Here is a 23,300-nt window from a genome sequence, read left to right on the forward strand (position 1 = left end):
GCCGCGCTCATTCGACGGTGTACGCGAATTCGCCGGCCTCGTCCGCGCGCACCGCGATGCGCGCGATGGCCGCGCCGTCGGCGATCCGGCCGAGCACGTGGCCCGCGATCTCCGGCAGCAGCGTGCCGTTCAGGATGTGGTCGACGTTGCGGGCGCCCGAATCGACCTCGGTGCAGCGCGCGAGCACCGCCTCGACGAGCGACTCGTCCCACTCGAACGCGGCCTTGTGGTTCGCGTCGATGCGGCGGCGGATGCGTTCGAGCTTCAGCTCGATGATCTCGGCCAGCACGTCGTCGGAAATCGGATAGTACGGCACGACCTTCATCCGGCCGAGGAATGCCGGCTTGAAGGTCTTGTACAGCTGCGGACGCAGCGTCTCGGCGAGCGCGTCCGGATCGGGCAGTTCCTCGGCCGGCTTGTTCAGGCAGGCCTGCATCACCGCGGCCGAGCCGACGTTCGACGTCAGGATGATCAGCGTGTTGCGGAAGTCGATCTCGCGCCCTTCCGCATCGTCCATCGTGCCCTTGTCGAACACCTGGAAGAACATTTCGAGCACGTCCGGGTGCGCCTTCTCGACCTCGTCGAGCAGCACGACGGAATACGGGTTGCGGCGCACGGCCTCGGTCAGCACGCCGCCTTCGCCGTAACCGACGTAGCCCGGCGGCGAGCCCTTCAGGCCCGACACGCTGTGCGCTTCCTGGTACTCGCTCATGTTGATCGTGACCATCTTGCGCTCGCCGCCGTACAGGATGTCGGCCAGCGCCAGCGCCGTCTCGGTCTTGCCGACGCCCGACGGCCCGACGAACATGAACACGCCGCGCGGCTTGTTCGGATCCTCGAGGTTCGCGGTCGCGGTGCGCACGCGCTGCGCGATCGCGTCGAGCGCGTGATCCTGGCCGATCACGCGTGCGGTCAGCAGCGGCTGCAGGTTCAGCACGGTGTCGATCTCGTCCTTCACCATCCGGCCGAGCGGAATGCCGGTCCACGCGGCGACGATCTCGGCGACCACGTGACCATCCACCTGCAGCGGCACCATCGGCTCGCCGCCCTGCAGCGCATGCAGCGCCGCGACGCGTTCCGCCAGCTTGTCGCGGGTGGCCTGCACGTCGACCGGCTGGCCGTCTTCCGACGGGCCGCGTGCCTTGTCGAGCGCATCGCGCAGCTCGGTGATCTCGGCGACGATCACGCGCTCGGCTTCGTAGCGTGCTTCATCCTTCGCCAGTTGTTCGAGCGCCGTGTCACGCGCGCCGCGCAGCTCGCCGAGCCGCTCGTCGTGCGCGGCGCCGCCCGCCGCCTCGCGCTCCAGCGACGCGATTTCCGCATCGATGCGCTCGATGCGCTTCTTGGTATCGTCGATCGCCGCCGGCGTCGCGCTGTGCGCGAGCGCGACCTTCGCGCAGGCGGTGTCGAGCACGCTGATCGCCTTGTCCGGCAGCTGGCGGCCGCTGATGTAGCGGTGCGACAGGCGCACGGCCTCGGTGATCGCATCGTCGAGAATCCGCACGTTGAAATGCTTCTCCATCAGGCCCGACATCCCGCGCAGCATCGCGGCGGCCAGCGGCTCGCTCGGCTCCTCGACCTTCACGACCTGGAAGCGCCGCGCGAGCGCTGCATCCTTCTCGAAGTACTTCTTGTATTCGCTCCACGTCGTCGCGGCGATCGTGCGCAGCTCGCCGCGCGCGAGCGCCGGCTTCAGCAGGTTCGCCGCATCATTCTGGCCGGCCTGGCCGCCCGCGCCGATGATCGTGTGCGCCTCGTCGATGAACAGGATGATCGGGTGTGCGCTCTTCTTCACCTCGTCGATCACGCTCTTCAGGCGGTTCTCGAATTCGCCCTTCACGCTCGCGCCGGCCTGCAGCAGCCCCATGTCGAGCACGTGCAGCGCGACGCCACGCAACGGCGGCGGCACGTCGTCGGCCGCGATCCGCAGCGCGAGCCCTTCGACGACCGCCGTTTTGCCGACGCCGGCCTCGCCGGTCATGATCGGGTTGTTCTGGCGGCGGCGCATCAGGATGTCGATCGCCTGGCGGATCTCCGCTTCGCGGCCGATCACCGGGTCGATCTTGCCGTCGCGCGCGCGCTGCGTGAGGTTGGTCGTGTACGTGTCGAGCGCGGGCGTCTTCGACGGGCCCGCGGGCGCCATGCCGTCGACGGCCGGCGCGACGTCGCTGCCGTCGTCGTCCGTCTGGCGCGGCTCGGCTTCGCTCGAGCCGGCCATGATTTCGTCGAACTTGTGCTTCAGGTCCGTCACGTTCATTTCCGCGAACCGCGACGACATCCGTTGCGCGAACTGCGCGAGATCCGGCGCGGTCAGCAGCGCGAGCAGCAGATGCCCCGAACGGATGCGGCCGAGCTGCGAATCGAGCGACGCGATCAGCCACGCCTGCTCGAACAGCGCGATCAGATGCACGGAGAACACCGGCGTGCGCGTGTTGCCCGTCTTCAGGCGCGTCAGCTCGCGTTCGAGATCGGCATGCAGCGCATGCGGATCGACGCGGCTCGCGCGCAATGCGAGCGGCAGGTCGCCCGTCGCTTCGTCGAGCAACGCGAGGAACAGGTGCTCCAGATCGACCTCGTAGTGGCCGCGCGCCAGGCACGCGCTCGCCGCACGCTCGGTCGCGTGGCGGCACAGCGGGTTCAGTTTCGTGATCAGGGTCTTCAGAGGCGTGCTCATGGCGTCGATCTCAGGTTCGATTGCGTGTTGTTGTTAGGTCAGTGAATCACGTGCAGTTCGTAGCGGGCATCCGAGCGGTCCTCGAGCGCGTCGCGCGTGCACAGGAACGCATCCCAGCCGAGCCGCGAGCCCGCGCCGAGCACGCTCGCGCCGACTTCCGTGCGCTTCAGCACGAGCTTCACCTCGTACTCGAGCGTGAGGCCGGCGAGCAGCGTCAGCATCCGCTCGAGCGCGACGGCGTGCGCGCCGCCGGGCAGGAACGCCTCGTAATCGCGCTTGGACAGCGGGCCGACGACGATCCGCGCGCGCATGTCGCGCTGCCACACGCGTTCGCCGACGAGCGCCGTCGCACCGAGCACCGCGTTGACTTCGCCGAGCACGCTCAGCTGGTCGGGCGGCACGTCGTACCACTTGCCGACGAACTGGTCGATCTTCACCGGCACGCGGAAGTAATCGGACAGCGTGCGCTGCAGGTAGGCGGCCGACATCGGCCGGTGCCGCGCGGCGAGCGCATAGCCGGCCACGGCCTCGTCGAGCACGCCGCCCGGGCCGGCCGCGAGACTGTCGCGCACCTCGTCGCTCGGCACGCCGGCGATCGCGAGCAGCAGCGGCAGGTAGCGCTCGTCGCGGTCGAGTTCGTAATGGAACGGCAGCCGGTATTTCTTCCACGCCGCATAGAACAGCGCGGTCGCACGGTTCGAGAACACGTCGAAGAACGCGCGCGCCGCGTGGTCGCGCCTCAGATGCTCGCGCGCGACGATCTGCTCGGTGTAGTGCAGCGGCAGCGCGCCCTGCCCGCCGAGCAGCCCGAAGAACGCGGGCGTCAGCTCGACGCGGCCGAGCTCGCCGGCGGCCAGCGCGGCGCCGCGCTGCTCGTCTGAGTTGAGCAGCGTGCCGTCGTCGTCGAACGAGCGCGCGCCCTCGATCTCGCTCGGCGGGAAGCCGAGCGACAGCGTGTTGCGGAATGCGATGCGCTGCGCGACCACGTCGCCCTGCCGCCACGCGCCGGGCGCATCCGACGCCTGCCGCGCGAACAACCCTTCGAGCACGCGCACCGCCTGGAAGAACTCGAAGCGGTGCGGTTCGTCGAGCAGCGCGTCGACTACGCCAGGATCGATTCGCCGGTTCGGGGCTTGCATCGGATGATCTCCTCGCCGGTGCGCTTCGACACGACGACCAATTGAACGAAACTGTTGAGGTGGACGTACAGCCCGAAGAAGCTATCGAGCACGCGCACGAACGACGCGAGGCTCGCGCCGACGAAGTGTTCCTCGTCGATCGTCAGCCGGATCTCGATGCCGCGCACGAAGGTTGCGAACGGCTTGCCGGGCAGCCACTGCACGGCGCCGCGCTGCTCGACGCCGGCCAGGCCGTCGATCTGGCGCATCGACACGGCCGTGCGTCGCAGGTCGTACAGCGTCAGCATTTCCTTCAGCGGCGCGAGGCCGTGCGCGACCAGCGACACGTGGTTGAGCGCGAGGTGCGACACGAGCCGCCAGTGCGCGGCGCGGCCGCGCTCGAAGCGCACGCTCTGCGTCGGGCGGCGCAGCATCGAGATGCCGCTCGTCTGCGCGCCGCCTTCCTGGAACAGGTCGCCGCCTTCGAGGCCGAACGCCAGCATCGCCGGCAGGTCGCGGTTCGTGCAGGTGAGATCGAGGCTCAGCGTGTCGGTCTGCGGCGACGTCGGCTCGAAGTCGATGTCGACGATCGAGATCTCGGTTTCGTAGCCGGGGCTTTTCTGCGCGACCCAGTCGTTGCGGCGCGCGAACCAGTAATGGCCGATCCGCGCCGATTCGCCGTGATGCAGCGAATAGAACGGCCGGAACTCGATCACCGATTCCTCGTGCGCCTGCTGCCGGACGAGCTTCACCGAGTCGATCGAGTACACCTCGTACGCGAACGCGCGCCGCGCCTCGGCGATCACCGGATACGACACCGCGCGGTGCGTGATGCGGATCGGCTCGCCATGCTGGCGGAACAGGTTGACGATCGGCGTGCAGAACAGCCGGAAATGGCTCGCCGTCAGCAGCTCGAGCAGGCGCGCGACGTGCGAATCGCTGCGCACGTCCTGCAGCACGAGGTGCAGCGTCGCGCGCTGGCAGCGGCCCGATGCGCGTGCGATCGCCGCGAGGTCGAAGTCGACGAAATCGAACTTGTCGGGGAACGCGAAGTATTCGGTGAGCAGCCGGTACGCGGGATGCGATTTCGCCGGATAGTCGATCAGCGCGTCGTCCTCGTCGAAGCCGGCCTGCGCGATCGGCAGCTTGCGCAGCGCGGTCCAGCGGCCGTTGCGTTCGGGCTCGACATACGCGCCGAGCACGTTGACGAACAGGCAGTCGGTCAGCGCGGCGACGAACGACTGCTCGCCGTGCAGATGCGCGCGCAGCGTCGACAGCTTCAGCGCGCCGAGATCGAGCTGCGCGGCGAGCGATTCGAACGTGATCGAGATCACGCCCGTCGCGTTCGACGGCAGCACCGTCGCGCTCGGCGCGAGCGCGACCGGCGTATAGCGCGCCTCCGAGATGCGGATCGGCGCGAGCGTCACGTCGTAGGCGGTGCGGAACCGGCATTGCACGCCGCGGATCGGGCGGCTCTTCAGCTCGGTGCCGCGATCGATCACGACCGGTTCGGTCTGCTGGCCGGGCGAAGCCGGCGTGAACTGCGCGATCGAACACGACGGAAACGGCCGCAGGTAGTGCGGATACAGCACTTCCAGCAGCGCTTCGGTGAATTCGGGGTAGTCGTCGTCGAGCTTCTTGTTGATGCGCGCGCCGAGCAGCGCGAACGACTCGATCATCCGCTCGACGTGCGGATCCTCGCAATGCTCGCCGGACAGCGCGAGGCGCGCGGCGATCTTCGGATAGCGTTCGGCGAAATCTCGCGAATAGCGCCGCAAAAACGATAATTCGCGTTCGTAATACGGCAGCAATTCTTCCATCGACGACCCCGAACCTCAATATTTCATGCCGGACCTGATTGACCACCGGGCGGTCCGGCCCGCTCGGCGGCTTGATTTACTGCATTCGTGCCGCGCGTGCGCGCGTGACCGAGTACTGCAGCGTCGACGGTTGCAGCATTGCGTCGAAGTTCACCGGCTCCTCGGCCGGATGCACGACGAGCAGCGCCTGGATCGAGAAATACAGTGCGTTGGTCGACTGCTCGTTCAGCTCGAACGTCACCTGCACCTGCTGCAACCGCGGCTCGTGGCGCGCGATGGCCTGCTGGATCGACTTGCAGATGAACGCGCGGTCGTAGTGGCTCGCGAGGCTCAGCCCCGCGAAATCGTTCAGCCCGTAGGTCAGCACCGATTTCTGGCATTCCGGCAGCGCGGCCAGCTCGATGTCGGTGTGCGCGATACGGGTGTTGAGGATCGCCTCGACGTCGCGGGCGACCGTGTTCTTGAGCTCGTCCAGCGACAATTGCCGCATCGCCGCCGTTGCCGGCAGATGCGGTTCGTCGTCGAACAGCTTGTCGAGAAAACTGGGTTCGAATCGTTTCATCGGCCGGCGTTTACAGCGAAAACGGCAACGGGACGCGAGGCGCCCCGTTGCCGCAACCGACCTTAGACCGCGTAGGTCTTGTCGTTCTTCGTCAGGCTCCAGGCGCCTTGCGTGTTGCCGCCCTGGTTGCCGCCGATCTTCTGCTGGGTTTGCTTCCACTGCACGGCTGCGTACTTCAGCGAGAACGTCTCGAGCGGCAGACCTTCCTCGCGAACGCTCGGGGCGATGCTCGAGATGATCACGTACTTGAGCTTGACTTCCAGATACTGCACGCGCTTGCCTTCACCGTCCGCGCGCGAGAAATGGACCGTCACTTCGTCGAACGTGGTACCGCCCGAGGCGTGCTGATACAGCAGCGGGCTCGACGAATCGATTTCCTTCGTGAAGATCATGTCGCCGTGCTCGCAACGCGTCATCGTGTGACCGCCAGCGGTCGATGCGGTTGCCGAACGCGGCTGAACGATCGAGTGATCCCACGATTTCAGTTCGATCCAGCCCTGATGGTCTTTGTCCGCGGACTCGCCCTTCACCGCGGGACTACCAAACTGCAAGTGCATATGTAACATGGCCCTTCGACTCCCCAAAGAGGTGGTTTTAACGTCCTACCCAGGCGGCCCGCCCGGGCGATTTACTCGCTTATGAATTTGCCGGTTTGGGCAGATCAGCGACAAGTCGCAGAGAAATCGAGAGTTCGTCGAGCTGAAAGTGCGGGCGCAGGAACGCGACCGAACGATACGAGCCCGGCTTGCCCGGAATCTCCGACACTTGTATGGATGCCTCGCGCAGCGGGAATTGCGCTTTCTGTTCCTGCGAGGCGTTGTCGTCGAGCAGGACGTATTGCGAAATCCACCGGTTGAGGAAAGTCTCCACGTTCTGCGCCGATGCGAAGCTGCCGATCTTGTCCCGCATCATCGCTTTCAGGTAGTGCGCGACGCGCGATACCGAGAAGATGTACTGAAGCTGGGCGGACAGGACGGCGTTCGCATTCGCGCTGTCGGTGCTGTATTTCTTCGGTTTCTGCACCGACTGCGCAGCGAAGAACGCGGCGTAATCTGAGTTCTTGCAATGGACGAGCGGGATGAAGCCGAGGTCGCTCAGCTCCTTCTCGCGGCGATCGGTGATCGCGATTTCGGTCGGGCACTTCAGCGCGACTTCGCCGTCGTCGGTCTTGAACGTGTGGGTCGGCAGATCCTCGACGAGGCCGCCGCCTTCGACGCCGCGGATCGCCGCGCACCAGCCGAAGTCGTCGAACGCGGCCGTCAGGCGTGCCGCGAAGGCCCATGCCGCGTTGCACCACAGGTACTTGTCGTGATCGGTGCCATCGACTTCCTCGACGAAGTTGAAGTTCTCCGCGGTCTGGCCGTCCTTCGGATTGAACGGCAGGCGGCCGAGGAAGCGCGGCAGCGTCAGGCCGACGTAGCGCGAATCCTCGGCGTCGCGGAACGACTTCCACTTCGCGTATTCGACGGTGTCGAACACCTTGCCGAGATCGCGCGGCTTGCCGAGGTCGGAGAACGACTCGAGGCCGAGCAGCTCCGGCGACGCCGACGCGATGAACGGCGCATGCGCGGCCGCCGCGACGTGCGACATCTGCTCGATGAAGTACATGTCTTCCGGCTGGCGCGAGATCTCGTAATCACCGATCAGCGCACCGAACGGCGAGCCGCCGAACGTGCCGAATTCCTCTTCGTAGACCTTCTTGAACAGCGCGCTCTGGTCGAACTCGCTCGCGCCCTTGAAATCGCGCACGAGGTCGCGCTTCGGTGCGTGCAGCGCCTTGATCTTGATCGTCTGGCCCGTGTTGCTTTCCTTGACCAGATAGTCCATCCCGCGCCACGTGCTTTCGAGGCGCTGGAATTCCGGCGCGTGCATCACGGCGGAAAGCTGCGTGGAAATCAGGCGGTCGAGCTCCGCGACGCGTGCATCGATCGTGGCCGACAGGTTGTCCGACACGATCACCGTGCCGTCGAGCACCTGGTGCACGAGTTCGCCGATCAGGTCCTTCGCACGCGCATGTTCGGAATCGGATTTCGCGACCTTGCTCTTCTCGACGATATCGTCGAGCAACGAAGTCCCGGCGGCGTATTCCGCGCCGCTCGCTTGGGCCGCAGCCGTTTGCTGGTTCATCTCAACACTCCGTCGTCATTCGCCGTCTTTGTCGCTGCCGGTGCCCTTCGCGAGCTCCTGCAGCTGCTGCGTGTTCTTCAGCACCTCGGACAGCAGATCCTCGAGCTTGTCGTTGCCGGCGAGCTTGTTGCGCAGGTCGGCGAGCTTCGAGCGCGCCTCGAGCAGGCGGCGCAGCGGCTCGACCTGTTCGACGACTTCGTCCGGGCTGAAATCCGACAGCGAGCGGAACTTCAGGTCGACCGCGAACTTGCCGCCTTCCGGGCTCAGGCGGTTTTCCACCTGGAACGCGGCACGCGGCTCGATCGCCTTCATCACGTCGTCGAAATTGTCGCGGTCGATATTGACGAACTTGCGGTCGCGCAGCTTCGGCTGCTCGATTTCGGACTGGCCCGCCAGATCGCCGACGACCCCGACGACGAACGGCAGTTCCTTCACCTCGATCGCATCGCCCTTCTCGACCTCGTAGGTCAGCTGGACGCGCGGCGGCCGTATTTTCTGCAAGCTTTTCTGAATGCTTTCTTTCTTGGCCATCTCGACGGCTCCCAGGTTAGTTGTGGTTATCGCGTCAGTTGCGGTTTCAGTTGCGCAGTGCGCCGAACGGATCCGCGCTGCCCTTTTGCGCCGCCGGCGGCGTCGGCGCGACGCTCGCGGCCGCCTCGGCAGCCGGTGCGGCACCGCCCTTCGGGCGATGAACGACTCGGCGCGGCGGGCGCGATTTCACGGTCTTGGTTTCCGGCGGGAACAACGCCGACTCGCCGAGCGTATCGCGCAGCTGCTTCGCGAGCGCCTGCGCATCGGACTTCGCGTCGCCCGCGAGCGACGCATCCTGGCGCAGCTCGCCGAGCGACTGCGTCGCGATCCGCAGGCCGGCGACGGCCAGCACGCTCTTCGCCTGACGATCGGTCGCGTCGCGCTGCAGTGCTTCCTGGGCGGCGACGATCGCCTGCCCGTAATGGTTTTGTGCGAACTGGATTTGCGCGATGCGCGACCACGGTTCCTCGCGCGTCGGATCCGACTTCGCGAGCTGCTGGTACAGGCCGAGCGCCTTGTCCTGGTCCCCCGCCTTCGCGACGGCGTCTGCATCGGCCAGCGACTTGTTGAATACTTCCGCAGTCGGCGGCGCGGGAGGCTGGCTCGCACAGCCGGCGATCACGCCGCAAGCCACCACTACCCCAGACAGTTTTGCGAACAGACGGTCTTTCATCGTTATATCCACCGGCGCGTGAGTTTTAAATCGTTGAGAATCTGGTTCTTTTGCTTTGCAGGAAGCGCGCGGGTATAGTACCGATCAATTTTTCATAATTCAATCGTCGTGTGAAGAGTAATTCCTTTTAAAACCGGGCGCTACCCCCTCGAATGGCCGCTGGCTGCGGGCTCGCGGCGGTTTTTCCTCGGGCTGGAATGCGCAAGTTTTACTGGTCGCACGACGCGTCGCCCGGACGGCGGAAAAAATTTCCGGACGCTTGCCGCGATGCGGGCGTGCTTAATAGTTGAATGGTGCGATGCCGGGGATCCGCAGCGAACGTGGTAATACCCGGCAGTTTTGACAGGGATAAAGGCGGCACGCCGGAAAAACGATGAGATCGTCCATGATTCGCTACGCGCTGCCGCTGCTTGCCTGCGCCCTTCTGGCCGGATGCGCGGCCGCCCCGCTGCTCGGCTCGGCCGCCAGCGCCGTGATGTCCGCGGCCGGCATCGGCAAGCCCGAGGTGCCCGACGCGCAGAAGCCGCCGCGCAACATCGGGCTCACGCTGGCCGCCGCGCCGAACCTGAATGCCGCGACCGACCACAAGCCGCTCGCGCTCGTCGTCCGGCTCTATGCGCTGAAAGACCCGACCTCGTTCCAGCAGGCGCCGTTCGACGCATTTACCGATCCGACCAAGGAAAAAGCCGCACTCGGCGCCGATCTGCTGAATGTGCGCGAAATCACGCTGATTCCGGGCCAGCGCTATACGGCAACCGAGAAAGTGTCGCGCGAAGCGCAGGCATTCGGCATCGTCGCGCTGTTCCGCGATCCCGCACTGCAACGATGGAAACTGACATTCGATCCGGCGAAGTCGGAGAAATCCGGCATAATCATCGGCCTGCATAATTGCGCGATGACGGTCACCGACGGCACGGTCATCGCACCGCAACAGGGTGCGCCTTCGCAACCGCTGAATTTGCTTTCTTCGGTCTCCTGCGGTTAAACATGACGCACGGATGTCAATTAACAAGAGTTAACACTTGGCGATTTAATTCGGGTATGAACAAATCGATTACATCGCAACGCCACATTAACCGGATTTGACATGAGTTATTCGGCCAAGGTGCTGTGGGGGGAAGGGCTGTTCCTCCGGCCTCAACACTTTCAGCGGCAGGACGCATACCACGAGGCGCGCCTGTTCGAGTCCATCCAGGCGATCCAGCCGTACAACTGGGGCGTGCGCTCGGTGCGCATCGACCGCGACGCGCTCGGCAGCAACGTGTTGCGGGTGGCCGAGCTCGCGCTCGTATTCCCGGACGGCGCGCTGTATGCCGCGCCGCAGGCCGACGACCTCCCGCCGCCGATCGCGCTGGATACGTTGCCCGACGGCATCAACGAATTCGTGTTCTATCTCGCGCTGCATCCGCTGCGCGAGAACGGCACCAACTACAGCGACGATCCGGCCGCCGGCTTCATGACGCGGTTCGTCAGCGAGCAGACGAGCGTCGCCGACAACTTCACCGACGCCGCCGAAGCCGACATCACGTTCCTGAAGACGCAGGTCAAGCTGATCGCGCACAGCGAGCCGCGCGACCAGCTGCTGTCGGTGCCGCTCGTGCGCGTGCGCCGCACCGCGACGTCCGGCTTCGAGATCGACGACAGCTTCGTGCCGCCGTGCCTCGCGATCGAAGCGTCGCCGATCCTGCACCAGCGGCTGCGCCAGCTGGTCGACGCGCTGCAGGCGAAGGTGAACGCGCTGTACGGCTTCCACCGCGAGCCGTCGAAGAACATCATCGAGTTTCGCTCGGGCGACATCGCGTCGTTCTGGCTGCTGCACACCGCGAACGCCGCGTTCGCGACGCTCGCGCACCTGCACCAGCATGCGGCGCTGCATCCGGAGCGGCTGTTCCAGGAGCTGCTGCGCCTCGCGGGCCAGTTGATGACGTTCTCGAAGGGCTATACGCTCGCCGACCTGCCCGTGTATCGCCACGACGATCCGGGCCCGAGCTTCGCGCGCCTCGACCTGATGCTGCGCGAATTGCTCGACACCGTGATCTCGACGCGCTATTTCGCGATCACGCTCGACGAGGTGCGCCCGTCGTTCCACCTCGGCCGCCTCGATTCCGGCAAGATCGACGACAAGACCGAGTTCTACCTCGCGGTGTCAGCGGACATGCCGAGCGTCGAGCTCGTCGACGCGGTGCCGGCCCGCTTCAAGGTCGGCGCGCCCGACGACGTCGACAAGCTCGTGCTGTCGGCGATGCCCGGCGTGCGGCTGTCGTACACGCCGCAGGTGCCGCCCGCGATTCCGGTGCGCCCCGGCGCATGCTACTTCGCGCTCGATTCGCGCAGCCCGCTGTACGAGCGCATGCTGCAGGCCCAGTCCGCGATGATCTACGCGCCGACTGGCATCAATGACCTGAAATTCGAACTGATCGCGGTCACATCATGAGCTACGCGCCTTCCCTGTTCGGCGACAACGTGCCGCCGCCCATGCATAGCCCGGCGTCGACGGACTCCGCGTTCCAGGCCCGCTCGCTGCTCGATTTGCTGTACGACGGATTCTTCATGCTGTTCCTGCTCAAGAACAAGCGGGAGCCGGACAGCGCCAGCGAGTTCAGCACGCGGATCCAGGAATTCCTGTCGGATTTCGAGCGCGGCGCGAAGAAGCTGAATATCGCCGCCGAGGACGTGTACGGCGCGAAGTTCGCGTTCTGCGCGGCCATCGACGAGATGGTGCTGTCGTCGCAGTTCAAGATTCGTGCGGACTGGGAGCGCCGGCCGCTGCAGCTCGTGCTGTTCGGCGAGCAGCTCGCGGGCGAGAAGTTCTTCCAGTATCTCGAGGAGTGTCGTGCGCAGGGTGCGGCCCGGCTGCAGTCGCTCGAGGTGTTTCATATGTGCCTGCTGCTCGGGTTCCAGGGCAAGTACCTGCTCGAAGGGCCGGAAAAGCTCGCGTATCTGACCGCGCGGCTGGGCGACGAGATCGCGCACATGAAGGGCAAGCGCGCACCGTTCGCGCCGCATTGGCCGCTACCGGATCAGATCGCGCACCGGTTGAAACGCGAGGTGCCGGTGTGGGCGATCGGGACCGTGTTTGCGCTGGTGGCGCTGCTCGGGTATCTCGGGCTCAACACGTACCTGAAGGACAAGACGCTGCAGGCGTTGGCGCCTTATTCGCAGGTGATCAAGGTCGGGCCGGAGTCGGCCAATCTGACGATCTCGTTGCCGTAACAGGCGCGCGTTTTTCGAACGCCGCTTCATGGAAAAGGACCGCATGACGGTCCTTTTTCGTTTTTTGTCCGCTTTTGAAAAAGATTGAGCGCGTGCCGATGCGTCACGCCATCCAGACGTCTTCGTAGCCGGCATCGTCGATGATGAAGCGTGCGCCGGCCGGCAAGCGCAGATAGGGCAGAACCGATGGCAGGCAGGCCGACAGGTGCGCGGCATGCACCGGCTGATAAAAGTCGGCGGCGTCGGAATATTCACCGCAATGGAAGAACCAGCCGACGTTGTCGCCTTCGGACAGCGCGATGCGCGTGCCGTAGACGGGCATGCGCCCGAGCGTCGACATCGCGACGGCAACCATCTCTTCGGGTTCGGCGGCATGCAGCCCGTAACGTGCGCAAACGGCATCCTGTTGCGCGCGCAGCGCTGCCGGATCGTCGGCCATGTTCATTTCCTTCCTGTCGTGCGGCGAGTCAGTCGGGTTGCCAGCATAACCGTGGATCGGCGCCGCCGGTCGATACGAAATAGGCAGCCGCCTGCGCCGCCGTTGCACGATCGACGCTGCCGCGCCGGATAGCTGCCGCGCTGGCCGCCGGTCACGAGTTCGATCGTTTCGTCTGCCGGCGTTTCGGGCGTCGTCAGGTTCAGCAACGCGGCGTCGATCTCCGATGCGATGAAGACGACGTATCGGCCGTCGTGGCCACCGCCGATCGTCATCACCGTCGTGTCGCTCGCGTCGAAGGCGACGGTCGAGCGATCGCGGCCGTTCAGTCGTTCGATGGCCGCGATCGCTTGCGCGGGGTCGTCGCACGGCGCCTCCGTCACGTGCGAACGGTTGCCGATGATTGTTTCCTCGATCACGGTCGTCGTTCGCATTCGAATTTGTGCTGCCGAGTTACCGGTGCCGTGGCGTGCACGTTGCCCGACAGGGGCTGCGTGCGGCTCAACCGCCGACCATCTCCATGAAAACCGCTGCTTCCGCGTCAGGCAGCGCATCGCCGATCCGCGAACGGACCTCCGCGACGAATGCCGGCCGGATTTCATACGTGTCGTCGACGATATCGCGCGAATGTTTTCCGATATACAACTCGCACCAGATGCACAACGCGTGAGCGAAATGGGTGAGGGTTGGAGCGACGCGCGATGGTGTCCAGGAGCCGGCACCGTGACGGCCGAACAGAACGTCGCCTGCCGGTACGACGATCACGGGATCGCCGCCCAGCTGGCCCAGCACGGTCCAGTCCTCGTGCCACCCGACCACGCGCCGGCCGGACGCATCGACGCGATAACCGGTCTGGCCGGCCGCGAGGCTCGCCGCATTGCCGTACAGCAGCAGGTCGTCGACGGTCCAGGGAATCGACAAATCGACGCCATCGAGCGCGTTGAACCACGTGGTAATGGCAGCGTCGACAGGAATGTCCTCGGCGGATACCGCACGACCGGACACCATTGCGCCGATATCTGCATTCGGCCCCGCCATGTCGCGAATCTCGACGATGAACTGCTTCAGATCCTGATCGCGCATCGTGCCCCCGATCGACATCACACGTTGTCCATTCGTTCGAAACCGACGCCGATTTCGCATCGCTCACACCGAAACATGCCGAAGCGCGACGGCCTGCCGCCGTGCCGCCGGCGCAGCCTCAGAACAGGATAAACGCGTCGTTCTCGACGTAGAAGACAAACGCGTCGAGCAATTGTGCGACGCTCGGCTCGTCGACCTGATCGTGTGCGTTGATCACGATGTCCTCGATCGTCGCGCTGTCGAGCGTAACCTGCCAGCCGGATGGGTGGCCGATCGCGGGCACGGCGACCGCTTCGTCGTCGCCGGTGTCTTCGGAAAAAGCGCCGGCCGTATCGAGCGCCCACGGCATCGGCGGCAGATAAAGCCGCCCGGAGAAATCGCCGGGGTGCTCGAGAATATGTTGCAGCGACACTTCGGTCGGGGAGTCGATCGACATGGGTAATGCGGTGGTATCCGGATGATTGCGTTGATTCGGCCGCGAGAACCTCACGGCAGGCCGTGATTATGCCAATTTCAAGCGGGCGCGATCGACAAGCTTCCGTTGCAGGCGGGTGGGGTGCGCGCTGCATGTCGATCGGAAGCGCGGTCGGGTCGACCGCCTGACGAGACTAAGCCAGCTATATCGGTTGCCCGAAATTCACGATATCGCAATGCATATTTCCCGAACCGGTCAGGCAATTCTGCTCTGATACTCGCCAAAACACTTGGCGCAAACAGGGACAAGCCCATCGAAGACAGCCGCATGCTGCTCCTCGAAATCCGGTCCAAACGGCGCATCACCGGGCTTGGGCAGACTGAACTGTTTCGCTACCTCCGTCGAGACAAAGTACGAAATGTCGGGGAGTCCGTCTCCCAGCCAGTCGATGTCATAACGGAGCATTTCCAAGCGCCCAGCATCCGTCTTCATGTCGGCCGCGATATCGCTTGAAACATGTATCACACCGGTCGCGCCATGCGATTTACACAGTATCCTGCCCATGCCTCGTCCTATTGACGTTTCCCATTCGCAATTATCCACTTAACGGTTTCGCGTGTTGTGGTTGGTACATTCTGCGCGCCGCCCGCTCGCAAGATGTCTCCGACGTGCGTCACGCAACTGTTGGTATTTTTGTCATACACACCGCCGGGATGTCCCAAACGCTTGGCTTGCTCCTTGTACGCGGCGGTAGCATCCGGCAAATCGACGTGAATCGTGTTCTGAACCGTAGACGCAGGCGCCATATGCTGCCCGGTAATAACAGTATTGTGCTCATCATCCACAATCAGCTGGTGCGTTCGCATGGTTCGCCCCGAGTCCGGAACCACTTCAATATCGAAATGGGGTCCGCCTTCATTCCGCGACTGTCGAATGATCGCTTTCCCCGGGCAGAGCCCGAGTGGGTCCGTCCATTGAGTCGGGTTCGGTGCATACTGAAAAACGTTGATGCCCCCCGCCAATCCAATCGGATCCCGACTGATGAATCGACCGATTTGCGGATCGTAGTATCGATACCGGTTGTAGGCGAGCCCCGTCTCCTCGTCGACTTGTTGCCCCTGAAACCGCAACACATTCTTGGGCACGATCCCGGCCGCCTTCGACGCCCGCGCGATCACCTCTCGCGCTTCCCCCCAGGCTTTGTACGACGCTTCCCACACCACATCGCCGTAATCGTCGGTCAGCCACCGCGGCGTACCGATCTGGTCGCAGTGGTAGTAGAACAGCTTGGCGTTCGTGCGCCGCTCGGGCACCTTCTGGAGCGGATCGTCTTCCGGCACATAGCGATCGGTGCTTGTCCATTCCGGAGTTGCGATGCCGTCCACGGGCTCGGCCACATATTGCGCAAGCGGTATGAACGTCGCCGGCTCATAGATGTAGTGCGTACCACGCTCTGCGTTACTTTCGTACGCGAGCATGTTGCCATCCCACCCGAACACGGTTCTCTCGCCGTTCACCTCTTTCGCGATCCGGCGACCCAATGCGTCATAGAAATACCGCGACTGACTCTGCCGCGACGTCTCGGTAACCCTCGATGCCTGCAAGCGGTTGAATTCGTCCCATTCGTATTCCTGCTCCCCGGCGGGCGTACGCTTGCGCACCGGGTTCCCGCGTGCGTCGTACTCGAAATGCATCCCGGCGTAGGTCTTCAGCAGATTGCCGAGCACCTTCGGCACTTCTGCCGGCAACGTGTGCTCCGGCGTTACCGGACTTGGACGCGACGCGATAGCCGCCGGCGGGGCCGGATCGATGATGTTGCTCGCCGGATCGAACGCGAAACGCTCTCGCGAGACCGGGCTCGCGGCTTCGATCAGGCGTCCGACCGGATCGTATCGATAGTCGATTCCACCGTTGCCGCTGTCGTCGATTCGCGACAATTGCCCGGCCGCATCGTAACGATACCGCCGCTCAGCCAGAGGCACGGGTGACGTCGACCGATGCAGCGTCTGCTGCAAGATCCGGCCGGCCGGGTCATACGTCGTGCGTTGCCCGACTTCGCTCGACAGCACCCGCACGGTCTCGCGATGCAGGTCGTCGCGCTCGAATTGCACGCGCTCCTCGCCATCCAGCAGCATGCCATGCACATGCCCCGAGCCATATATCAGCCAGTCGATCGCATGACCGTCTGGCCGTACGGTTCGCCGCCGGTTGCCGAGTTCATCGTATTCATGGTGCCAGACGTAGCTGCGTCGCTCGCCGAACAGATCGTAAGCGTGATGTTCGCGCACCAGATTACCGATCGGGTCGAAGAAGAACTGCACGCGACTGTATCGGTTCACCGCCTCGATCAAGCGGCCGCTGGGATCATAGGCAAAGCGTTCTTCGCTCTCCCCGGAAACACGCTTCAGCAGACGGCCGTTGACGTCGATTTCCACTGCGGTCACGCAACCCGCGTCATCGACCGCAATGAGGCTGCCGCCTTCCTTGTCGTATTCGTAGCGAGTCGACTTGCCGTCGAAGGCGACTTGCTCGGTCAATCGCCCGGCTTGATCGTAGTGGAACTGATGTGTAGCAGAATTGGCGTCGATCAGGGCCGACAACCGTCCGACACGGTCATAGCGATATGTGAGCGTCTGTCCGAGCGCATCGGCGCGGCTCGCGATCCGCCCCGCCGCATCATAGCTATATCGTATCGACCGATTCAGCTGATCGGTATGCCGCAGCATCCGGCCTTCTGCATCGAGCTGCACCTGTTCGACACCGGCCGGCGAGCGTATCTCGGCCAATTGACCATTCTGCCCATAGCCATAGGACGTCACGCCACCCGCTGCGTCCTTCGCCTCGATCACCCGGCCAATGGCGTCATACCGCCATTCGGTTTTCTTTCCGGAGCAATCGGTATAGCTCGTCAGTTGCCCGGCGTTGCCGTACTCGATCGCCTTCGATCCGCCCTTGGCATCGGTGATCTGTGTCGGCAGCCCCTTGTCGTTGTAGCTGTATGTCGTCGCCTGCCCAAGGGGATCGAGCATTTCGACGAGATTGCCCGCATCGTCGTATTTTCGATGCCACACATGCCCGCTCGGGTCGACGACGCAAATCATCTGATTCTTGTCGTCGTATCCCATTTCCACAACGGTGCCATCCACGCGCTCGTGCCGGACCAAATTGCCGCGCGCGTCATACTCCATCCGCTCGATGCTGCCGTCCTGCCGAATATGCAGCACCAGATTGTGATGCTCGTCGCGCCGGAACCACTCCTCGCTGCCATCCGGATACACGATCCGGTACACGTATCCGTGGATATTGAAGTAGTACCGCGTCATCTGACCCAGTGCATCGGTCACGTACGTGAGACGAATGTTCGGATTCCACGCAATACGGATGTCGAGGCTGCCGTCATCGGCATATTCACGAACGCACTTCGCGTTCGCATTGTCGTCCGCATCCGCGCCGTCCCATTCGAGCGTCATCCCGCGCCCCGTGCGATCGGTATAGCGCGTCACGAGATGTCGATGGTATTGATAGGTCCGTGCGTTTCCATGGCGATCGACCGCACGAACGAGATCCCCCGCCGCATCGTATTCGTAGCTCGCGAGCGTGTAGCGCTCGCCGCCCTTGAGCACCTGCTCGATTTGCACGATCCGGCCATGCTTGTCATGCTCGAACGCGAGCACGTTGCCGTTCGCGTCGATCAGCCGTGCAAGACGATCAAGCGAATCGTAGTCGAGCGTAATCGTGTTGCCGGCGCGATCCTTCTGCATCGCGAGCCGGAAAACATCACCACGGCGCTCGTACACATGAAGCGCTACGTGCCCATACGCAACCGTCACCCACGTGTCGTCGAGACGCGACAACGTCAATTTTTCGGACAGGTCGTCATGGACTTCACCAGCAGGGAGCGCCCGATATTCGATACTGCGCCCCTCTGCATCGCGATAAATCCATTGGCCGCCCTTGATATCGATGCGGGTCGTATAGGGTGTGATCCACCGCGCCCCCAGCTCGCCACTGTCGTATGCGGAGAGCCTCGAACGATACCTGCGCTCCCATACGAGCGGCAAGGCGCCCGGCAAGTTGAAATCCGTGTGCGAGAACGTTTCGTCCCCGAACGCGAAGTCGATCGACGCGGGCGACGACCCGGTCGGGCACCACCGGCAGCCGCTCTTCCCCGGCCCCTCCACCGGTGCCTGACCGTTGTTCGCTTCCAGCCCTTCCTGCGCGCGCGTCTTCTTCGCCTGGCTCGTCTCTGCCGGTTTCACCTCCGCACTTTGCTCATGCAGCTTCGCACGTGCCTTCACCCGCCCGACCGCCTCGATCAGTTGCAAGACCAGCCACATCATCTTGCCTTCCTCGCTGCCGGCCAGCTGGCGGATCGACGACGCCACCTTCGGCGCCTCGGTCCGCAGGAACGTCACCGTGCTGCGAAACGGCTCGAGCCACGAATCCGGCGCGAGCTTCGCCGCGGTGCCTACCGTCGCGTTGCCGACAGTCTTGCCGAGCGCCTTGTAGCCTTCGTAAGCAAATCTGAGCCCATCACCCACCCGGCTCGCGCTATACCACGGCCGGTTGTCCTGCATCTTTTTCGCGAGTTGCTCCGCGCGCTTCAAGTTTCCGCTGTTGTCGAAAAGCTGGCCGTGCAAAGCCCTGTCCATGCCGGTCGCGATCGCCCCCATCAGTTCTTCCGCCTTCGACGCACACCCGTCGAGCAGCTTGACGAGTCCGTCCTTCAGCTTGTTCAGGAAGTCCTCGATCTCAGTCGCGCAGGTCGCGTTGATATGCGTAATGAGCACCGAAATGAGCGCTGCGCCGAGATTGCTGCGAGTGATCAGCAACTGGTTGCGCACAAGCGCGAGCAGTGGCCGCGCCGACATCCGGAACGGCGCGAGCGTTGGCGGAATCGGAATGATGCCGATCAGGTTGATCGCCAGACTCAAGTAGTCCAGCACCTTCCCGCCGCGCTTCTGAATGATCTCGGCAATATCGCCCAGCGCATCGATTGCCGCCATGATATTGCCGACGATCGGCACGGCACCTGCAACCGTCTTCACATCCTCGAAGGTCACATGATTGCCGCTGATCTTGCGCAGCCAGGCGTCGAATCGATTGCCGCCCTGCGCCACGTCCTTCGGCGAAACATCACTGAGCCAGGTAACGGCCTGTTCCTTCTCCGCGCCCGGTGGAAGTTGTTGTGCCATGTCGTTCTTCGTTCAATTCGTTTTTTTCAAGACGGCTGACAAGCCACCGCCCTCTCAGGATTTCAGCGGTCCGCCGAACCCGCTCGTCGGCAGCTTCATGCCGGTGGCACCTGCAGCCGACGCGACCGTCGCAGCACCCTTGCCCGCGATCCCGGCCACACCTGGCAACGCGCCGGACGCGGCATTGGCAACCGGCGCGGCCAACGCCGCAAGCCCGCCCTGCCGCGCCGCCTGCACCATCCCTGCCACCTGCTTCGCGGCACCGGCCATGCTCGAAGCCGTTTGCAACGCCGAGACTGCGCCCGCCCCGCCCAGCGCGCCCGCCGCAGCCGGCAACGCGGAACTCGCCAGACCGCCCAACGCAGCACCTGCACCGCCGCCGCTCACGAGACCCATGGCTGCCGTCGCCGCCGCAGGGGCCATCCCTTGCAACTGGCTGGCAAGCTGCCCCGTTGCCGCTGCCTGAGCCGCTTCCGGCGACGATTCGACCGGCTCCGCCGGCCACTTCGCCTGCTTGAAATAATTCGCCGGCTGATCCGACTCGCGCGGGTCTTTCCCGAACTCGACGCGCACCGCGCCCGGCGGCAACCCGCTCACGACCGTGTAGCCGCTGTTGTCGAGCGCGCCCTTCTTCAGCACTGAACCGTTCACGTCTTTCACCGTGAACAACCCACCCTTCACCGCCTCGCCGTTCACGTACTTGTGAAACAGTTCGAGCTGCCCCGGCTGATCCGGCCGCGGGCTCGGCAGCGGATAACCCATGCTCGCCGGCCCGGCGAACGTATGCGACGCACCCTTCACATCGACCGCGCCCGGCGTATGAATCTCTATGTTGCCGCCTTGAATGCGGATATACCCGCCGCCGCTCGTCAGCAGGATTCCCTGATCGGCCGCGATCTCGATCTGCCCGGTCGCCGACACGACCTTCACCGCCTTCTGCGCGGTCACCTCGATGTTGTCCGACTGCGCCTGGACCTCGACCTTGCCCTTGCCCGCGAACAGCTTCATCCCCGCGTTCTGCACGAACAGGCTCAGCTTCTGCCCGATACTGCCGATCAGCGACTTGCCCGCCGCGACATGCACGCTCTGTCCGCTCGCCACGTTCACGTGATCGTTGGCGACCATATGCAGCGACTGCTGCGTCGACATCCCGATTCCCGACGGGCTGCCGAACAGCATCACCGGCTCCTTGAACGCATTCGCACTGCCCGTGCCGCCGCCCGCTGTGCGCCCGCCCGCTGCGCTGCCCGACTTGCTGTCCTGCGTCGCATCGGTGAACGCACGCATCGTGTCGTGCGCTTCCTTCAGGCTCTCCGCCTGATGCTGCTCGCTCACGCCCGACATCGCCTCGACGAGGCTCTCGCCCGTCACGAGCTGCTGCTGCGCCTCCTTCACATCGAGCGGCTGGCTGTTCTGCGCCTTCGGGTGTGTCGTCACGTACAGGCCCTGGCTCGCCCGCACCGCGCCGTACGCATCCGAGCGCAAGTCGAACCCGCTGCCGAGATACGACCCGCGCGAATTGCCGCTCTGGTCGATGATGTAGCCGAGATGCAGCAGGCTGTTCGCGCTGCTGCTCATCAGCTGCACGCGGTTCTGCCCGGTCGCGTCGTCCATCACGAGCTGGTTGTAGCCGCCGCCCGAATACTCCTTCGACCGATACCCGGACAGGATCCCGTCGCTATGCCACTGCGGCTGGTTCGCGCCGTTGTATACGCGCCCGACGGCCAGCGGCCGGTCGCAGTCGCCGCCGACGTAGTCGATCAGCACTTCCTCGCCGATACGCGGCACGTGCACGCCGCCGTAGCCGCCCCCCGTATCCGACTGCACGACGCGCACCCAGCACGACGCGTTCTCGTTACCCGGGTTCAGACGATCCCACACGAACTGCACGCGGATCCGGTTCAGCTCGTCGGTATAGACTTCCTCGCCCTGCGGCCCGACGACGATCGCCGTCTCGAGATGCATCTCCGGTTTTTTATGCTCGAACGGGCTGCGGTACGGCACGCTCACGCGCTGCGCTTCGACTTCGACGAGATAGAAGCCGGTCGATCCGTCGTCGTGCGGCACACGAAACGCGGGGTCGGCACCATAGCCCTCCTGCGCTTGCGTCAACGCTTCGCGCAGGCTGTACGGGAAGTCCGCGCTGCCGCTCGCAACGGGCAGGTTGTTCTCGATCCACCATTCGACGCCGATCGCCGCGAATTCGCGCTGATCGGCGGGATCGCGATCGTGCTCGGGATGATCCGACAGCGTGAACCGCCGGCCCGCATCGATCGCGCGCACGCCACCCACGCCATGAAAACGCTTTGCCTGCGACTCCCATTCCTCCATCTTGACCTTCGTCAGATGGTCGCCGCGCGTCTGGTCCAGATACGTATAGGCGCCTGTGTACTCGTAAACTTCGAGCTGGTCGGGCAACTCGCCCTGGCCGCCCATCGTCGGCAGCGACGTGCCTTTCGGGTTCGACGGCTGCGAAGGATTCTTGTAGTCGAACGTGCGAGTCGATCGCGTGACGCTCTGCAGCGTACGCGTGCCCGACCATTGCGTGAATGCGTCGGCCTCGCTGGCCGCGCCGCCGTGATAGAAGCGCACGGCCTCCGGCGACAACGGCGCGAACGCGTGAAGGTTGTCGGTGATCACGAGCGTATGCGACTTGCCGTCGTCGGCCTGCTGCCACGCGCAGTAAAGCCCCTCGTCCTCCATCAGCCGATGGACGAAATGCCAGTCGGTGTCGTGCTGGCGCGTGTACGAGCGGTTCGGCAACGGCTTCGACAGCGCAAAGCGAAAATGGCCCTTCGCCTGCGGATGCTGGTCCAGCACATCGCTGATGATCTGCTCGACGGTCGTATCGTTCCAGATCCGCTGGTCGCGACGGAACTTCAGGAAATGAGTGAAATCGGCAAACGTGAGCTGATAAGTCGTGAGTCCGCCGTCAGCGCCCAGACGACGCGCGGTGTGCACGTAGCCATTCACCGGCCGGTAGCTGCGATCGCCTTGCTGAATCCACAACGTGACCGGCTGCGCGATCAGCTTTTTAAGCTCCAGATCGCTGTCGGTCGACAGCACGTCGAGCGTGAACTCGTACGCGCGCCCGATCCGCGAGTGGCCGACTGCCCGCTGCACGGTCAGGACGTTGCCCCCCAAGGGCGTATCGAGCTTCAGCAACCGGTCCTGCTGAAGCAACCCGCCGCGCAATGCGGCGATCGTGTTCTGCATGTTCATGGCTACGGCCTTTTTTCTTTTGACGCGCCCTCGGATGGCGCAGCTTCATTTCGTTTGCGCGATTTTACAGGCAAAACTTTGCACGAATTCGAAAAGTGGCCTGATTTAAAAGCACATTTTCAAACGTGCTCGGAAGCCTCGTGTACAGACCTTCCCGACTGACTGCTCGCCGAAACAGGCCCGCGCCGCAACGATGCCCGGGCCGCCTCATGAAATCGATTGCAATCAGGG

At 64.2% G+C, this 23,300-nt stretch carries 18 protein-coding genes; 3 read left to right on the top strand and 15 right to left on the bottom strand.

Features of this window, described 5'->3' with window-relative positions:
• Positions 1-7 precede the first annotated feature (7 nt).
• The 8 genes from tssH to HWX03_RS30145 form a co-directional block, all read right to left on the bottom strand.
• On the bottom strand, positions 8-2,674 hold the full coding sequence (tssH, locus tag HWX03_RS30110; protein WP_175873787.1) for a type VI secretion system ATPase TssH: 2,667 nt from the start codon (positions 2,672-2,674) through the stop codon (positions 8-10).
• A gap of 38 nt (positions 2,675-2,712) precedes the next feature.
• On the bottom strand, positions 2,713-3,813 hold the full coding sequence (gene tssG / locus HWX03_RS30115) for a type VI secretion system baseplate subunit TssG (RefSeq protein ID WP_175873788.1): 1,101 nt from the start codon (positions 3,811-3,813) through the stop codon (positions 2,713-2,715).
• Positions 3,777-5,612, bottom strand: a complete 1,836-nt coding sequence (tssF, locus tag HWX03_RS30120; RefSeq protein WP_175873789.1) for a type VI secretion system baseplate subunit TssF — start codon at positions 5,610-5,612, stop codon at positions 3,777-3,779. Before tssF ends, tssG begins: the two co-directional genes overlap by 37 nt.
• Positions 5,613-5,688: 76 nt before the next feature.
• Positions 5,689-6,174: a type VI secretion system baseplate subunit TssE gene (gene tssE, locus HWX03_RS30125; protein WP_175823993.1), complete on the bottom strand. Its 486-nt coding sequence runs from the start codon at positions 6,172-6,174 to the stop codon at positions 5,689-5,691.
• 62 nt (positions 6,175-6,236) lie between these two features.
• Positions 6,237-6,740: a type VI secretion system tube protein Hcp gene (locus HWX03_RS30130; RefSeq protein ID WP_006477093.1), complete on the bottom strand. Its 504-nt coding sequence runs from the start codon at positions 6,738-6,740 to the stop codon at positions 6,237-6,239.
• Between the two features lie 70 nt (positions 6,741-6,810).
• Positions 6,811-8,301 (bottom strand): type VI secretion system contractile sheath large subunit, encoded by a 1,491-nt coding sequence (tssC, locus tag HWX03_RS30135; protein ID WP_059499710.1) that lies wholly within the window; start codon positions 8,299-8,301, stop codon positions 6,811-6,813.
• 15 nt (positions 8,302-8,316) lie between these two features.
• Positions 8,317-8,832 carry a type VI secretion system contractile sheath small subunit gene (tssB, locus tag HWX03_RS30140; protein WP_027783377.1) on the bottom strand — a complete coding sequence of 172 codons (516 nt, stop codon included), beginning with the start codon at positions 8,830-8,832 and terminating at the stop codon, positions 8,317-8,319.
• A gap of 46 nt (positions 8,833-8,878) precedes the next feature.
• The gene (locus HWX03_RS30145) at positions 8,879-9,505 is read right to left on the bottom strand and encodes a tetratricopeptide repeat protein (RefSeq protein ID WP_175823992.1); all 627 of its coding nucleotides are present in this window, start codon (positions 9,503-9,505) and stop codon (positions 8,879-8,881) included.
• A 373-nt stretch (positions 9,506-9,878) separates the two neighbouring features.
• Here HWX03_RS30145 and tssJ point away from each other — a divergent pair, with 373 nt between their 5' ends.
• From tssJ to icmH, 3 genes are all read left to right on the top strand, one after another.
• On the top strand, positions 9,879-10,490 hold the full coding sequence (gene tssJ, locus HWX03_RS30150; protein WP_175873790.1) for a type VI secretion system lipoprotein TssJ: 612 nt from the start codon (positions 9,879-9,881) through the stop codon (positions 10,488-10,490).
• 102 nt (positions 10,491-10,592) lie between these two features.
• Positions 10,593-11,939: a type VI secretion system baseplate subunit TssK gene (gene tssK, locus HWX03_RS30155; RefSeq protein WP_006477098.1), complete on the top strand. Its 1,347-nt coding sequence runs from the start codon at positions 10,593-10,595 to the stop codon at positions 11,937-11,939.
• Positions 11,936-12,718, top strand: a complete 783-nt coding sequence (gene icmH / locus HWX03_RS30160; protein WP_175873791.1) for a type IVB secretion system protein IcmH/DotU — start codon at positions 11,936-11,938, stop codon at positions 12,716-12,718. Before tssK ends, icmH begins: the two co-directional genes overlap by 4 nt.
• Before the next feature lie 103 nt (positions 12,719-12,821).
• On the opposite strand, the gene HWX03_RS30165 is transcribed toward icmH, so the two are convergent.
• The 7 genes from HWX03_RS30165 to HWX03_RS30195 all read right to left on the bottom strand — a co-directional run bounded on the left by HWX03_RS30165 (position 12,822) and on the right by HWX03_RS30195 (position 23,069).
• Positions 12,822-13,157 (bottom strand): hypothetical protein, encoded by a 336-nt coding sequence (locus HWX03_RS30165; protein ID WP_174431390.1) that lies wholly within the window; start codon positions 13,155-13,157, stop codon positions 12,822-12,824.
• A 2-nt stretch (positions 13,158-13,159) separates the two neighbouring features.
• Entirely contained in the window at positions 13,160-13,708 is a 549-nt protein-coding gene (locus tag HWX03_RS30170; RefSeq protein ID WP_175873792.1) for a hypothetical protein, read from the bottom strand.
• Entirely contained in the window at positions 13,656-14,255 is a 600-nt protein-coding gene (locus HWX03_RS30175) for a hypothetical protein (RefSeq protein ID WP_175873793.1), read from the bottom strand. The genes HWX03_RS30170 and HWX03_RS30175 overlap by 53 nt, the downstream gene beginning before the upstream one ends.
• Positions 14,256-14,355: 100 nt before the next feature.
• Positions 14,356-14,673, bottom strand: coding sequence for a hypothetical protein (locus tag HWX03_RS30180; RefSeq protein WP_175873794.1), 318 nt, complete (start codon positions 14,671-14,673; stop codon positions 14,356-14,358).
• Positions 14,674-14,907: 234 nt separating this feature from the next.
• The gene (locus HWX03_RS30185; protein ID WP_175873795.1) at positions 14,908-15,216 is read right to left on the bottom strand and encodes a hypothetical protein; all 309 of its coding nucleotides are present in this window, start codon (positions 15,214-15,216) and stop codon (positions 14,908-14,910) included.
• Positions 15,217-15,224: 8 nt separating this feature from the next.
• The gene (locus HWX03_RS30190; RefSeq protein WP_175873796.1) at positions 15,225-19,847 is read right to left on the bottom strand and encodes an RHS repeat-associated core domain-containing protein; all 4,623 of its coding nucleotides are present in this window, start codon (positions 19,845-19,847) and stop codon (positions 15,225-15,227) included.
• Between the two features lie 54 nt (positions 19,848-19,901).
• Positions 19,902-23,069, bottom strand: a complete 3,168-nt coding sequence (locus HWX03_RS30195) for a type VI secretion system Vgr family protein (protein ID WP_175873797.1) — start codon at positions 23,067-23,069, stop codon at positions 19,902-19,904.
• Between the last annotated feature and the right edge of the window lie 231 nt (positions 23,070-23,300).

Source organism: Burkholderia sp. BCC0397, from assembly GCF_902832865.1.
Classification (GTDB): Bacteria; Pseudomonadota; Gammaproteobacteria; order Burkholderiales; family Burkholderiaceae; genus Burkholderia.